General features: G+C 57.7%; 10 protein-coding genes. 7 read left to right on the top strand and 3 right to left on the bottom strand.

Annotated features, from left to right (window positions below):
• The first annotated feature begins 4 nt into the window (after positions 1–4).
• From AVCG78_RS03325 to AVCG78_RS03315, 3 genes are all read left to right on the top strand, one after another.
• Positions 5–901, top strand: a complete 897-nt coding sequence (locus AVCG78_RS03325) for a uracil-DNA glycosylase (protein WP_071204759.1) — start codon at positions 5–7, stop codon at positions 899–901.
• A 197-nt stretch (positions 902–1,098) separates the two neighbouring features.
• On the top strand, positions 1,099–1,263 hold the full coding sequence (locus tag AVCG78_RS03320) for a hypothetical protein (RefSeq protein WP_156535192.1): 165 nt from the start codon (positions 1,099–1,101) through the stop codon (positions 1,261–1,263).
• Positions 1,260–1,421, top strand: coding sequence for a hypothetical protein (locus AVCG78_RS03315; RefSeq protein WP_156582633.1), 162 nt, complete (start codon positions 1,260–1,262; stop codon positions 1,419–1,421). The genes AVCG78_RS03320 and AVCG78_RS03315 overlap by 4 nt, the downstream gene beginning before the upstream one ends.
• A gap of 81 nt (positions 1,422–1,502) precedes the next feature.
• Here the strand turns inward: AVCG78_RS03315 and AVCG78_RS03310 are convergent, their stop codons facing one another.
• On the bottom strand, positions 1,503–2,432 hold the full coding sequence (locus tag AVCG78_RS03310; RefSeq protein WP_071204760.1) for a hypothetical protein: 930 nt from the start codon (positions 2,430–2,432) through the stop codon (positions 1,503–1,505).
• Between the two features lie 638 nt (positions 2,433–3,070).
• On the opposite strand from AVCG78_RS03310, the gene AVCG78_RS03305 reads away from it, so the two are divergent.
• Entirely contained in the window at positions 3,071–4,303 is a 1,233-nt protein-coding gene (locus AVCG78_RS03305; protein WP_015915408.1) for an MFS transporter, read from the top strand.
• Positions 4,304–4,314: 11 nt separating this feature from the next.
• Here the strand turns inward: AVCG78_RS03305 and AVCG78_RS03300 are convergent, their stop codons facing one another.
• The gene (locus AVCG78_RS03300; RefSeq protein WP_071204761.1) at positions 4,315–5,268 is read right to left on the bottom strand and encodes a DMT family transporter; all 954 of its coding nucleotides are present in this window, start codon (positions 5,266–5,268) and stop codon (positions 4,315–4,317) included.
• 424 nt (positions 5,269–5,692) lie between these two features.
• On the opposite strand from AVCG78_RS03300, the gene AVCG78_RS03295 reads away from it, so the two are divergent.
• From AVCG78_RS03295 to AVCG78_RS03285, 3 genes are all read left to right on the top strand, one after another.
• Positions 5,693–6,805 (top strand): methyl-accepting chemotaxis protein, encoded by a 1,113-nt coding sequence (locus AVCG78_RS03295; protein ID WP_015915406.1) that lies wholly within the window; start codon positions 5,693–5,695, stop codon positions 6,803–6,805.
• Positions 6,806–7,129: 324 nt separating this feature from the next.
• Positions 7,130–9,808: an aminopeptidase N gene (gene pepN / locus AVCG78_RS03290; RefSeq protein WP_071585331.1), complete on the top strand. Its 2,679-nt coding sequence runs from the start codon at positions 7,130–7,132 to the stop codon at positions 9,806–9,808.
• A 285-nt stretch (positions 9,809–10,093) separates the two neighbouring features.
• Positions 10,094–12,466, top strand: coding sequence for a PAS domain-containing sensor histidine kinase (locus AVCG78_RS03285; RefSeq protein WP_071585332.1), 2,373 nt, complete (start codon positions 10,094–10,096; stop codon positions 12,464–12,466).
• On the opposite strand, the gene AVCG78_RS03280 is transcribed toward AVCG78_RS03285, so the two are convergent.
• A complete protein-coding gene (locus tag AVCG78_RS03280; RefSeq protein ID WP_409065470.1) occupies positions 12,439–15,450 on the bottom strand; it encodes a bifunctional [glutamine synthetase] adenylyltransferase/[glutamine synthetase]-adenylyl-L-tyrosine phosphorylase in 3,012 nt (1,003 codons plus the stop codon). The genes AVCG78_RS03285 and AVCG78_RS03280 overlap by 28 nt on opposite strands.
• Between the last annotated feature and the right edge of the window lie 57 nt (positions 15,451–15,507).

Here is a 15,507-nt window from a genome sequence, read left to right as displayed (position 1 = left end):
ACCAATGATTGCCGCTCAGGACATGACTGCCGCCGAACTTGCCGCCCTTCTGGCTTTTCACGCCGAAGCCGGGGTCGATTGGCTTGTGGAAGATGCGCCTGTTGATCGAATCGCACAATTTGCAGCAGAACGGCAGGCGCGGACCAGGGGTGCGCCACAACAGGCCCCAGTTCAGGCCCGGGACCAACGGACCTCAGATCAGCGGACTGCGACCGCCCCTGTCGGTTCGCAGAATGGCCCTACACTCAACCGCGACCGCCCTGCGCCTCGGCCTGCTGCATCGACACCGCTTGCCATTCCCGATGAAACGGCAATCAACGACGCCCGGTTTGCCGCCGAGAGCGCTCGTTCGCTGGCTGAGTTGAAAGCGGCTCTGGAAGGATTTTCCAGCTGCAATCTGAGGACCAGTGCCCGCTCCACCATCTTTGCAGAAGGCCCCGCTGAGGCAGGCATCATGGTGATCGGCCCCATTCCGTCAGCCGATGACGATCGCGAAGGTCTGGCCTTTTCCGGCCGGACTGGCGCGCTTCTCGACCGGATGCTTGCCGCCATTGGCCTTCGTCGCGACGCGCTGCTATTGACCACCGCCATTCCCTGGCGCGGCCCTGGTGACCGCATGCCGACCCCGGCTGAAGCCGCCATCTGCCGACCCTTCATAGAGAGACAAATCGCACTGGCTGAACCGAAAGCCGTTCTCCTGCTCGGCAATTTCACCGCCCGGTTCTTCTTCGGTGGAACGGCGACAATCCATTCGATGCGCGGAGAGTGGCGTGACGTGGCCGCAGGCGGTCACGGCGTTGCGGCCATGGCAACTTTTCATCCGCAGGAATTGCTGCAAGCCCCGGCCACCAAGGCTCTAGCCTGGCGAGATCTTCTCGCCTTCCGGCAGCGATTGGCTTGACACGCAGCTTGCGACGATTGCGGGTTGTTCGCTTTCTCAACGAACCCATGCGCAAACCGCATGGCAGTCATCATTTTAGAGCCATTGAATTTTCGATATTGCAGTGCAATATATTCACTGTTGCAGGTGTTTGTCGGACATGAATGGTCGGCAATAACCGCACAGTCTTGGGAGGACCCTTTACAGGAACCAGGACGATGAACCGGAAACGCATTACACGGCCAATCCATAGCAAGTTCGAAACGGTGCGCGGGCAAATCCGTTCGCTTAAGGGCCTGCATAGCTATTACCGCATGGGCTATGTCGCCTGCGAACAATTGGCCTCTACGGCCTGGATACGATTGGAAAGAGACATTCGATGACCCACAGTTTCGACGGGACAAAGGCCAGACGCCTCGCAATCCGCCCGATGCGGGCTATTCAACAGATCCACGCGGCGGTCAGCGCATCGCGCGATTTCAGCCGTTCCGCCCGCACCGACGGGGGTGACACCGTGCTGCAAGCAGCCATTCCATTTTAAAATGATCCCGCTTGAAAGCGGGACGGCGGTTTTCATCTGGAATGGATTTTGACTGAAACATCCTTGGTTGCGGCGTCTCGTTCAGCATCCTCTGCGTGATACCGAACGCGCTACCGCAATAGGTTCGTTTTGCGGATGTGCTTGTTCCACTCCTGCGGCCAGCATCACCTCTTTTTCAAAGACCGCATCGAGAATAGCTGATTTGCGCGCCAGCCAATCGCGATATTCCTGATAGAAGTCTGCCGCCAGCCAGATGTGGCTGGCCCGGCCCGATCCGTTACGGCGAATGCAACCGTGCTGTTCGGCCTTTCTCAAGGCTCTTTGCAGATGGGTGCGTGACATCACGAAACGTTCTGCCATGGCCGGGATGTCAATTGTCCCCAAATCGTAGAAATCATCCTCAAGGATTGCATTGGGTGTGAGGGATATGAACCTATCCATCACCAAGGCACCACTTTCCGTCCAAAGAAACAGACCGATACGCTCACCTGGCTCACGCCATTGCCGATCATCAAGGCACAGGCGCGCAAATTCCGGCTGAACCAGGAAAAGCAATTCTGGACGCTGCCGAAAGTGCTGCAATCGCTCACCACCATCGACATGATCGAGCACGGCGAGATTAACGCCAAGCCATCGCTGCATGGCGTCAATGCTGGCCTCGCTTGCCTCAAAACTGCGCGGGCGCTTGGCGCTGGCGGGGTGAAGGCGGATGAAGCGATAGGATAGCAATTGATCGACATAGGTCAGAACCGTATTGCGGCTGGCAATTTCGGTCTGGCAAATCCAGTCCACCAAGCCGCTGGCCGTCATTCCAGGACCGCTACTGCGTCCCGCCAGGTGATCCGCATAGAGCGCAAAGGCGGCTTGGGTCATCATCCAGCGCTGGTGCGAAACAAGCGCACGCGCCAATCGTGGCGTCTCATCGAACTGATCGCCGAACTGTGCCGCCATGACAGCTATCGCCTCGGCGAAGCGCCAGGAGGATGCAAGCGTTGCAACAGAAAGCGCCATGGACAATCCCAAGTTCAGCAATACATGAATAAGGAAAGCAGCAAAAGCCTACACCCAGCGAGCCATCGCCACCTACATCATTAATTTTTTATTGATCATAACAACAAAACCCGCCCTATTACCAATCAATTCTTGTGAGACCCATCACAATTGCCAGGAATACAAGGAGATGCTTAACCTAAAAATGATTGATACGGTCATGCCATTTGAAATAGTGTCATTTTTACAAAACCAACATTATCCAAGCTACGTCATCCTCATCCAAACGGCGCGTGTCCGTCGTAGAGAGGCGATATTATACCATGTCACAGTCGACTTTGGAGCATCTTTTCACTACAGCGTCCTTTATGGCTCCCTATCGCACGTATCCCAGCGTTCCGAGCAAGGACCTTTCCACGACGCGTAACACGGAAAACCACTGAAAATGGCTCTTCGTATTCCACTTTTGCGTATCTTAAGCCTTCGGTGCGTTTGAGGGATTCAAAATTCATACAAGGCGAGGATGCGTCAGCGTCTTCGATGCCTTGTTCTATAAAACATGCTGTTGCCTGTCATATCTGCGGCATAATCTTCGCCGTAAGTGGGTCCCAGTTAGAGTCGCTTCCCAGTCGCAGCCCCATTCCTGTTCGGACCATGCCATGATTGCCAGTCTCGCCTCCATCGGCGCCCTCATGCTCTCAACCCTGCTGATGATGGCTGGATTCGGGTTGATGAATTACATGCTGCCAATCCGGGCGATTGCCGAGGGATGGTCAACATTCACCATTTCAATCATTGCTACCGGTTATACATTTGGCTTTACCACATCCTGCGTCGTCACGCCTCGCCTGGTGCAGAAGGTGGGACATGTCCGGGTTTTTTCCGCCCTGATCACTCTCCTGACCATGTCTGTCCTACTCTGCGCCATCGTTGTCGACTGGCGGGCCTGGACCTTGTTCCGAGGCATTGCTGGCTTTGCCATTGCCGGCAGCTACCTGATCATCGAAAGCTGGCTGAATGAGCGCAGCAACAATGAAAACCGTGGCGGATTGTTTTCCATCTATATGATTTCCTGCCTGGTTGGCTCGATTGGCGGTCAGTATATCGTGCCGCTTGGCGATCCAAGCCAGGTGACACTGTTCGTCGTCTGCGGGCTGATTTTTTCCGCAGCCCTGTTTCCCACCGCTCTCTCCACCGCCCAATCGCCCGCACCTCTGGCCCAGGCACGGTTCGACCTGAAGAAGCTCTATATCCGCTCGCCCATTGCGTTTGTCGGTTCACTGCTGTCAGGCGCTCTATCGGGAACCTGGAGCAGTCTCGGCGCGGTTTACAGCCAGCGGGTCGGTCTTTCGACAGCGGAAGGCGCTACCTTTCTGGCAGCCGTGCTGGCCGGAGGCGCCATTGCGCAGATGCCGCTCGGGCGACTGTCCGATCGCATGGACCGCCGCCGCGTTATGGTCGGCGCTGGCTTGTTCGGGGTGTTTTGCTGCGCCGTGATGATCGTGCTGGGCGGAATTTCACCATTGGCACTCTATATCTGCGGCTTCTTTGTCGGCACCGTGCTTTATCCGGTCTATTCACTCAATGTCGCTCATGCCAATGATATGGCCGACCCCGATGAATATGTGACGATTTCCAGTGCCATCATGATTCTCTACGGCTTCGGCACCGTCACCGGTCCGCTGGTGACAGGCGCAATCATGCAGGGCGTCGGTCCCAACGGACTGCTATTTAGCCTCGCCATCAGCTTTCTTCTCTACGCAGGCTATGCAGCATGGCGGATGCGGCAGCGCAGCGCCGTCCCTGACCAGCCCGGCAAGACCGAGTTTCAGGCCTCCTCCATCCCGCTCCAGGGCACGGAAGCCGTCTCCAGCAAGATCACCGATCTCTAACCCAATGCGACTCAGGCGCCAGGCGTGGATGCTTTGCGTGCCGCACGGCGCTCCAGCCCCAATTGATGCTCGCGCAGGATGATGAAAATTCCCGCACCCGCCACGATCAGCGTGCCAACCAGGGTGTGAATGCTCGGAAGGTCGTCAAACAGCAGATAGCCGATCAACGATCCAAACAGGATGGAACTGTATTCGAACGGCGCGATTGTCGAAATATCGGCATGGCGGTAGCTTTCCGTCAGCAAAATCTGGGCGAGGCCGCCGCAGATCCCCGCAAAGGCCAGGAGACCTAGCTGGCGGGCAGAAAGATCGTTCCAGCCGAATGGCAGACTGACAAGCGATATCAGCGCCGCAATGATCGAGAAATACAACACGATCGTGGCCGTTTTTTCTTCACGAACGAGTTGGCGGACCTGCAACATCGCTGCGGCTCCAAGCGTAGCGGAGGCGAGCACGGCAAGCGTCCCCATGCCAACCTCGGAACCATAAAACCCGTCCTGCAACAGGGTCAGCTTCGGCCAGGAAATAATCACCACACCGACAAGGCCGATGGCAACCGCCGACCAGCGATAGAGCCTGACGGTCTCGCCCAGGAAAACCGCAGCAAACACCACGGCGATCAGCGGCATGGCATAACCGATGGCAATAGCATCCGGCATCGGCAGATGCACGAGGCCGTAAAAGCCGCAGGCCATGGCGGCGATGCCAATCAGCCCGCGCTTCACATGCCCGAACACATTAGCCGTCCTCAAGCCGGTCCTGATCTGTCCCAGGTAGGCAAGATAGGCCAGGATGGGGATTAGCGCGAAGGCGGAGCGATAGAAAGTGATCTGTCCTGCGGGCACGTCATCACCTGCCAGTTTAATCGCTGTCTGCATGGCAACAAAGACCGTAACAGAAGCGACCTTGAACACAATGCCTCTGATCGGGCCTCTGATCGGACCCGCCGATACTTCACTGTTCATGACGCTGGACTCACAAGGCCGGCTGATATGCGGGCCATGACATCAGGGAGACGACCGGCCATGGGGTATCAGCCAGCACGTCAGATAACTCGACCATTGCCGATTCGGACCAACCGCGCAAGAACAAGGTCAGCATTCACGAACATTACCGCCTCGCAAACATGCGAAGCGCACTGTTGTTGGACAACCAAGAATACTGTCGCAACCATGAATAAAAAATTACAAAATTATGTTTTATAAATCATACACTTAACTCAAATCGACAAAAATCATTAATCTATCCTCGACAACAAATCGCACCCAAAAACAATAGATTTTAATTTATTCTTACTTAACCAAGTCATGCGTTACTTTGTTGCAAAGCAATATATTATTTTTCTTCCCACTTTGGGTCATCGCGCCCCTGGCTTCAGGATTTATCGCCATGTCAAATTCGCCAGCACCCCTCCGCCAGAACCGGGTCGTGAACGCAACGCCTCGCTCCATGCGGCTGATCACCGAAAGCATTGGCGGTGATCTCGAAACATTCAGCATGAACAATACATTGGTGGTCAAGCAGATCCGCCTGCTGGCGATCAATGCCCTGATTGAAGCCGCGCGCGCCGGTGACACGGGCAAAGGCTTCGCGGTCGTGGCCAATGAAGTTCAGCGCCTGGCTCAAAGTGCAGCCGACATCGCCAAACAGTTCGAGGACAATGTCCTGAGCCGCATAAAGCTTGGCAGGGCCATGGCCGATGGTTTGGTTCAAGAAATGGAAGGTGTGCGGCTGACCGATCTCTGCCTGACGCTGGTGCAGTTCATCGTCCGCAATCTGTTCGAACGCACCGCCGATGTCCGTTGGTGGGCGACAGACACCGCCCTGTGGTCGGCGTTGCAAAATCCAAACATCGAAAACTTCAACCATGCCTCGGAAAGGCTGGGCGTCATCAATCGGTTCTACACGGTCTATCTCGACCTCGTGATGACGGATGCCAGTGGCCGTGTCGTCGCCTCTGCCAATCCGCGCTACCGAAACAATCTTCAAAACAAGAATTTTGCCCAGGAAACATGGGTCAAGGCAGCCGGTCAAACGAAAAGCGGCGACGACTATATCGTTGACGAGGTCAAAAAAAGCCCTCTGCATGACAACCGAGACACGCTGGTCTATGCAACCGGCATTCGGGCGGGAGGCCGTTCGGACGGCGAACTGCTGGGAATGCTTGGCGTCTATTTCGACTGGCAGGCCCAGGGTCAAGCCATTGTCGAAAAAGAAGCCAATCTGCCGCCGCATCTCGTCGACAAGACCCAGGTCATGCTGCTCGATGGTTCGATGAGGGTGATTGCCAGCTCCCATCCGAGCCGGATCTACACCCATTTCCCGCTGCACAATAGCCAAGCAAACCAAAAAGGCAGTTACTATGATGACAGCGGAAACATCATCGCCTTTGCCAAAACTCTTGGTTACGAAGACTATGACGGTCTTGGTTGGTACGGCGTGATTATTCAACAAACCGAGGCGGATAAGGATATTCGCGCAAAGCTTGATATCGGTCTGTGACCCAGGGCAATACCCCGGTGGTTCCAGCTGAGACCTGCCGGCACACCCAAAGCCAGACCGCGGCCCAGGATATTTCTCGAGCATTTCCAACAAAAGTACAATGCGGCTTTGGCAAACGGAAATCTTTGAAAACAATGAGATAGCTCATTTTTTTGTTTTCGTGAGACAGGGAAATGATCTGGTGCCATCAAGAATAGACAATAATAGATCGGATTTTAGCAATCGTTCAGAAATTGATGTCATCATACCCATGAATTGCGCTGGCCCGTTCCATCGAAACGCTTGCGTATAGTCGATTTGCAATAGGACGATCAGGATATATTGATGCGTACAGAAACGGGCCAGGTTGTCAGCCTGGCGGATTATCGCCCGACCGAGTTTGTCCTGGAGCGAGTGGACCTGACTTTCGAGCTTGATCCAACAGACACAAAGGTCGAGGCCCGCCTGATCTTCCATCGTCGTGAAGGTGCCGATGTCGCCGCACCGCTGGTGCTGGACGGCGATGATCTGGTTCTCTCCAGCGTGCTGTTCGACCAGATCGAACTGGAGCCGGAGCGCTACAGCGCCACCGCGCGCTCATTAACGATCCGCGACCTTCCTGCTGCCGAACCCTTTGAGATCACCATTACCACGCTGATCAATCCTGAGGCTAATACCCAGTTGATGGGGCTTTACCGCTCGAACGGCATCTATTGCACCCAGTGCGAGGCCGAGGGCTTCCGCCGCATCACCTATTTCCCGGATCGACCGGACGTGCTGTCGGTCTATACCGTCAATATCATCGCTGACAAGCAAGCCAATCCGCTGCTGTTGTCGAATGGTAATTTCCTGGGTGGCGCGGGCTATGGCGAGGGCAAGCATTTTGCCGCATGGTTTGATCCCCATCCCAAGCCCAGCTACCTGTTTGCACTGGTGGCAGGCGATCTCGGCCTGATCGAGGACACGTTCACCACGGTGTCGGGCCGCGAGGTAGCGTTGAAAATCTATGTGGAGCACGGTAAGGAACCATGCGCCGCCTATGCCATGGATGCGCTGAAGCGCTCGATGAAATGGGATGAGGATGTATTCGGGCGCGAATACGATCTGGATATTTTCATGATCGTCGCCGTGTCGGATTTCAACATGGGGGCCATGGAAAACAAGGGCCTGAATGTCTTCAACGATAAATATGTGCTGGCCGACCCGCAAACCGCCACCGATGCCGACTATGCCAATATCGAGGCGATCATTGCCCACGAATATTTCCATAACTGGACCGGCAACCGCATCACTTGCCGCGACTGGTTCCAACTCTGCCTGAAGGAAGGGCTGACAGTCTATCGCGATCACCAGTTTTCCGCCGATCAGCGCTCACGCGCCGTCAAGCGCATCGCCGAAGTCCGGCATTTGCGCGCCGAACAGTTTGTGGAGGATTCCGGACCGCTCGCGCATCCGGTACGCCCGAATACCTACAAGGAAATCAATAACTTCTACACAACCACCGTCTATGAAAAAGGCTCTGAAGTCACCGGGATGATCGCCACCATCCTCGGGCCGGACCTGTTCAAGGCTGGGATGGATCTCTACTTCGAGCGTCATGACGGCGATGCGGCAACGGTCGAGGATTTCGTTGCCTGTTTTGCGGAGGTCTCCGGGCGCGACCTTACCCAGTTCTCTCTCTGGTATAATCAGGCCGGTACGCCGAATGTGACGGTATCCTGCGACTACGATGCTGGCACGAGCCTGTTTACTGTCGAGTTGGAACAAGTGATCCCGCCGACACCCGGCCAGCCAAACAAGCAGCCGATGCATATTCCGCTGCGCTTTGGGCTTCTGGCGGCAGATGGCACACCACTCGATACAGCAACCGTGGACGGTGGTGAAATCAGCGGCGACGTGCTGCATCTGACCGAACGTCGGCAGGTATTCCAATTTTCAGGCGTGAAGGAACGTCCTGTCCTGTCGCTCAACCGGGGCTTTTCGGCACCCGTCATCCTGCATTTCAGCCAGGCAAGTGCGGATCTGGCGCTGATCGCCCGCCACGATAGCGACCTGTTCTCCCGCTGGCAGGCGCTGACCGACCTCGCCTTGCCGGTTCTATGCGACAACGCGCGCCAACTCTCCACCAAGAGCGGCACAGACAAGAGCGCAACCGATAAAGCATCCATCGCGGCAAGCGATGCCCTGAAACAAAGCCTGCTTGCCATCATCGCCAACGATGCGCTTGAGCCTGCCTTCCGCGCGCAGGCGCTGGCGCTACCGAGCGAAGCCGATATCGCCCGAGAACTGGGCAGCGACATCGACCCGGACGCCATCCATCAGGCACGCCAGGCGGTGCTGGCTGATATCGCCATTGAGGGCGCGGATCTATTTGCCCGCCTCTACGATAACATGGCGACTGAGACCCCCTACAGTCCGGATGCTACTGCCGCAGGCAAAAGAGCGCTGAAAAATGCCGCGCTTGGCTATCTCGTTCAGGCTAAAGGCGAGCCGGCCAAGGCCGCCGAGGCCTATGGCAAAGCCGACAATATGACCGACCTGTCGCATGCGCTCGGCGTTCTCGCCTATCACTTCGGCGATACGGAAGAGGCGCAGGCTGCACTGGCCAATTTCCAGACCCGGTTTGCCCAGAACGCATTGGTACTGGACAAGTGGTTTTCCATCCAGGCCACCATTCCGGGACACGGTGCGCTGGAACGGATTGAAGCGCTCATGCAAAATCCGCTGTTCAACGCCAGCAATCCGAACCGCGTTCGCGCGCTGATCGGCAGCTTTGCCTTTTCCAACCCGACCGGCTTCCACCGCGCCGATGGCAAGGCCTATGACTTTCTTGCCGAGGAAATTCTGGCCATCGACAAGCGCAATCCGCAGCTTGCCGCCCGCCTGCTGACCTCGATGCGCACCTGGCAAAAGCTTGAGCCCGTTCGTGCAGCCAAGGCCAGGGCGGCCCTTGCCCTTATCGAAAGCTCAAACGGCCTGTCCAACGATGTCCGAGATATTGTTGAGCGGATGCTGAAAGGCTGAATGCCTCCCGTTTTTGGTCTTCCCAAAGGGGCGGTCGCACATGCGTCCGCCCCTTTTTTCTGCGCAAGCCTGGAGTGAATGCTCATGTGCTGGCAGCGCAGGCCTGATTCGAGGCCTGATATGTGCGGCTGCAACAGTCACGCGATCATGAAAAGCTGATTCTTCGCAAGAGGTTAACAAGCGGTTAGTTTTTTCGACTGGACAGGAAGAATCCCTGATGATTCATTAGGTTAGATTTGGAGCGAGCGGCGCGCCGAATCAGGACGAGGGATCAAGGCAGGGACAATGGCAAACGTGCAGCGGGCGACCGCAGCCGATGATCGGTTGCGACCGGAATTTCCCGGATATCTGTCATTTCTGGATGCGGTCAAGAACCACGGAGGCGTTGCATACGTCGTCCGAAGCCTTTCGATTTCCAATACTGATGCGGCCCTTCGCCAAGTCATTCCTATTCTGGTGGTTGCTTTTCTGATCGTCATAGCCATGGCGCGCGGCATGGGGCTTGTCTCGGAATATGCGCGAATGGAAAGCGCCATCCGCCACTCCACCGCGATGATGGCCTCTGCGGCGGCGGCCGCCTTATCATCCGGCCCCGAGCTTCCGGCAGAACTTGGCAGGGATAAGGCCGAAGCACTGATCAAGCGCTTCTTGCCACCCAATCTTCTTGATGACGAAAGCTTCGTTCTCTTGCTCGATCCTGAAGGCAGGGTGGTCGCCAGTTCCGGCAATGGCAGCAGTTTTGTCGGCATGCAGATCATGGCGCTGTTTCCGCAAGTCGCGGTGCTCCGCAATTTCGGAGACCAGACGGGCGCGGTAGAGACCGACATCAACGGCTTTCGCCATATCGCCGTGCTGACACCAACCGGCACGGACGGCGCCCTGGTATTGGCCGCCCATTCGCTGAAATCCGCCGCCGATTACTGGCGGGCGGAACTCGCTCTCAACGTCACACTGTTTTCCGCCATCTCGCTGATCCTGATGGGCATTCTCTATGCCTATTTCGCCCAGGCAAAACGGGCGCGGGAAACCTCTGACGTGTTTGTCGATTCCAACCGCCGGGTCGAAACCGCTTTGTCGCGTGGTCGCTGCGGATTGTGGGATTTCGATCTCGCCAGCCGAAAACTGGTCTGGTCGCGCTCGATGTTTGACATTCTCGGCCTACCGCCGTCCAACGAACCGCTCGGCTTTGCCGACGCTGCCCGGCTGATGCACCCCGATGACGGCAATCTTTATGCGCTGGCCCGCACCATTGGCCGGGATGGCGACCGCCATATCGACCAGGTGTTTCGCATGCGACACGCCAATGGCCATTATGTCTGGCTGCGCGCCCGCGCCCAGGTGATCCGCACCAGTTCCGGCAGCCCGCATGTGATCGGCATCGCGATGGACGTGACGGAGCAGCACCGGCTGGCACAGCGCTATGCCGAGGCCGACCAGCGGCTGGCCGATGCCATCGAATGCACCTCGGAAGCCTTCGTGCTCTGGGACAAAAACGACCGGCTGGTGATGTGCAATGCCCATTTCCAGCATGTCTACGGCCTGCCCGATAGCGTGCTGGTGCCAGGCGTCGAGCGCGCCGTGGTCGATGCGGCGGCTGCCCGACCCATCATTCAACGGCGCATTGCCGATCCCTCAGCCAAGGGAAGCTCGCGGACTACCGAATTGCAACTGGCCGACGAGCGTTGGCTGCAAATCAACGAGCGGCGCACCCGCGATGGTGGCCTGGTCTCGGTTGGTACCGATATTACTCTGCTGAAGCGCCATCAGGAGCGGCTGCGCGAGCAAGAGCGCCGGCTGATGGCGACCATTGGCGACCTGTCTTCGTCGCAGAAAAAGCTGGAACGGCAAAAGGCGGAACTGTCGGAAGCCAACGAGAAATATCTGGCCGAAAAGCAACGCGCCGAAGCGGCCAACAAGGCCAAGTCGGAGTTCCTCGCCAATATGTCGCATGAGTTGCGCACGCCGCTCAACGCCATCCTCGGCTTTTCCGAAATCCTCTCCACCGGCATGTTCGGGCCGATCGGCTCGCCGAAATACGGCGAATATGCGCGCGATATCCACGATAGCGGCAAGCACCTTCTCAACGTCATCAACGACATTCTCGACATGTCGAAGATTGAGGCAGGCCATATGCTGCTGAGATGCGAAAATGTCGATTTCGCCTCGCTGATTGATGAGACCCTGCGGCTGACGACGATTTCCGCCAAGGACAAGAATATCGCCATTGAGCAACGCATCGCGTCGGGCCTGGCCATGACCGCCGACCGGCGCGCCCTGAAGCAAATCCTGCTCAACATCCTGTCGAACGCAGTGAAATTCACCAATGAAGGCGGACGGATTTCCGTGCGCGCCCACAAGATCGATGGTGCCGTGCGGCTTCTGGTGTCGGATACCGGCATCGGCATTCCAAAACAGGCCATCAGCAAGATCGGCCAGCCCTTCGAGCAGGTGCAGAGCCAATATGCCAAGAGCAAGGGCGGATCGGGCCTGGGTCTGGCGATTTCCCGCTCGCTGATCATGCTGCATGGCGGCAGCCTGCGGATTCGCTCACGCGAGGGCAAGGGGACGGTCGTTTCGATCAACGTGCCGGATAGCCCCTCACCACTTCCCCCCTGCCGCAAATCCGCCGCTCAGGGCCGGGTGCTGACAACCGTCTGAAAAATCCGCCGAACCGCCTTGGACAGTCGTTTCAACTCGGCCTCCAGTACTTTCAGGTCCGGGCAATCGGCAACCCGCAGGACGACATCGATCAGGCCCGCTGGCGCATCCTGCGGCCTGAATCCTCCCTCGACACAGGCCCTGATTGCCTGCGACAGTTCCGTGTAGAGCGTGAGGGCTGCAACGCAGAGATCGAGATCACCCGCATCCATCGCCCGCTCACCACCCTGCTTCAAACGCTGGGCGGTGGTGATATCCGCCTGCGAAAATCCCGGCCCGTCCTGTGTCTTCAATCCAAGGTTCGGAGCCACCAGGGCCAGATATTGGGCGAGAAATTCCAGATCCACCAATCCGCCCGGCATGAGCTTCAAGTCCCATCCGTCCTTCGGCGGTTTTTCGCTATCGATCATGCCGCGCATCTCGCTGACATCGGCAGCAATGGCGGCGCGGTCGCGTTTCAGTGCCAGAACATCGGCAATGATGGTTTCAGCCCTTGCAACCAGTGGGCCATCGCCGGTGATCAGCCGGGCGCGGGTCAGTGCCATATGCTCCCAGGTCCAGGCCTCCTCACGCTGATAGCGCTCGAACGCTCGAAGCCGCGTTGCCACTGGCCCCTTATTGCCGGAAGGACGCAGCCGCATATCCACTTCATAGAGCACACCTTCGGCGGTCGGCGCGGATAACGCGGCAATCAACCGCTGGGTCAGGCGGGTATAATAGCGCACGGGATCGAGTGGCTTTACGCCATCGCCCTCCCTGCCACTGTCTCCTGCATCCTCGTCATACTCATAAAGCACGATCAGATCGACGTCAGAGCCTGCCGTCAGCTCACCCGAGCCGAGCTTGCCCATGCCCACCAGTGCCAGTTGGCCACCTTTGATCCGGCCATGGACCCGTTCCATTTCGCGGCACACTGCGTGGAAGGCCTGCTCGATCACCAGATCGGCGAGATCGGTAAAGGCATGACCTGCCACCGTCCCGGAAATCGCCCCAGTCATCAGGCGAATGCCGATCAGGAAACGCTGTTCGGCAGCAAAGATCCGCAGGCGGTCCAGCAATTCCTCGTGGTTCGAAACACCGCCAATAAAGGCCTTGAGCCGCATGGCGAGATAATCGCGCGTCGGCAGATCGGCCATCAGACCAGGATCGAGCATGCCATCAAAAACATGCGGCCGGCTGGCAATGGTGGCTGCAAGCCGGGGCGCGGCGGCCATGATGGTAACGATCAGTTCCAGTAGTGCCGGGTTGTTGCCAAGCAGCGAAAACAGCTGGATACCGGCGGGAAGGCCCGACAGAAACGCATCGAACCGCAACAGCGCCTCATCGGCGCGACGGCTTTCGCCAAATGCCTTAAGGAGACGCGGGGTCAGTTCCGTCAACCGTTCACGCGCCTCCACCGACTGCGTGGCCCGGTAGCGTCCGTAATGCCAGGTGCGGATCACTCGCGAAATGTCTTCAGGTCGCTGAAAACCGAGCTTTTCCAGGGTCTTCAGCGTATCGGGATCATCCTTCTGACCGGTAAACACCAGATTGCCGCCGACAGAAAGATCATCTTCCTGTTCAAACAACTGACCGTAACGCCGCTCCACCAGCCGCAGCCGTTTTTCCAGGGCCTGCGAAAAGCCCGCCGGTGTGTCGAAACCGCACATCAGCGCGATGCGCTTCAACTCGGCCTCGGTGGTCGGCAGCGTATGGCTCTGCTCGTCATGCACCATCTGAATGCGATGCTCGACATCGCGCAAAAACCAATAGGCCTCCGTCAACTCATCGCGGGTAGTCGCATCGATCCAGCGGGCCTGCTCCAGCGCGGCCAGCGCTGCCTCGGTGCCGCGCACCCGCAGATCCGGCATCCGTCCACCAGCGATCAATTGCTGTGTCTGGGCGAAGAACTCGATCTCGCGAATGCCGCCGCGCCCAAGCTTGATATTGTGGCCCTTGACCGCAATCGCACCGTGGCCCCGGTGGCTATGGATCTGCCGCTTGATCGAGTGAATATCGGCAATCGCCGCATAATCGAGATATTTTCGAAACACGAAAGGTGCCAATTCCTTGAGAAAGGCCTGACCTGCGACAAGATCCCCTGCCAGCGCCCGGGCCTTGATAAAGGCGGCCCGCTCCCAGTTTTGCCCACGTCCCTCATAATAAATCAGCGCTGCCTCAACCGGCATGGCAAGCGGTGTGGCCCCCGGATCGGGCCTCAGCCTCAAATCGGTGCGGAACACATAGCCATCACCGGTGCGCTCCTGCAGAATGCGGATCAACCGGCGCATCATCCGGCCATAGGTTTCGGTTGCCTCGTCGGGCGCAACCAGGATTGCCGCATCCGGCTCGAAAAACACCACGAGATCAATGTCCGACGAATAGTTCAGCTCAAACGCGCCAAGCTTGCCCATGCCCAGCACGATCAGGCCGCTGTGTTTCGATGGCGCGTCGCGGTCGGCAAGCTGCAACTTGCCCGCCTCATGGCCCGCCAGCAGAAGATGGTCGATGGCGCAGGCGATTGCCGCATCCGCCATTCGCGACAGCCATAGCGTCGTCTGGCGGGGATGAAACAATCGGCCCAGATCGGCCAGCGCCAACAGGAAGGACAGGCCCCGCTTGGCCTGGCGCAACCGGCTCATCACCATGGCCTCCGTTGGCGGCACTCCTCCCTGCTCCGGTCGCCAGGCATGGCGCGCGTGCTCCACCAACCCATTCAGGCTCTCCTCCAAAGGGGCATGCAGCGCGCGCACAAGCAAATCAGGACGCAGCGCCGCCGTCTCACGCAGATAGGGAGACAGCGCCAAGGCAGCGATAATGAAGGATTTGAGCGGCGTCTCATCCGAAAGCAAGGCTGCGATCTCAGGCGTGTCCCTGCCAAGCTCCTTCAGCACAGCAAGGATAGCCTTGGTCTCGACCTTGTTCAGCGGTTTGACGACATCTTCGGCGACATCGCGCAGAAACACGGTTTCCGGCGAAACGGGCTGGTCCTTGGGCATGCACATCCTCCATCCCGCCTGTTTATGTCGGTCCTGCCTTTTGCAAAGCGGCCATAGCGGGTT

Source organism: Gillisella vitis, from assembly GCF_021559775.1.
In the GTDB taxonomy this organism is placed as follows: domain Bacteria; phylum Pseudomonadota; class Alphaproteobacteria; order Rhizobiales; family Rhizobiaceae; genus Allorhizobium; species Allorhizobium ampelinum.
This window is presented reverse-complemented; position numbering and strand designations above follow the sequence as displayed.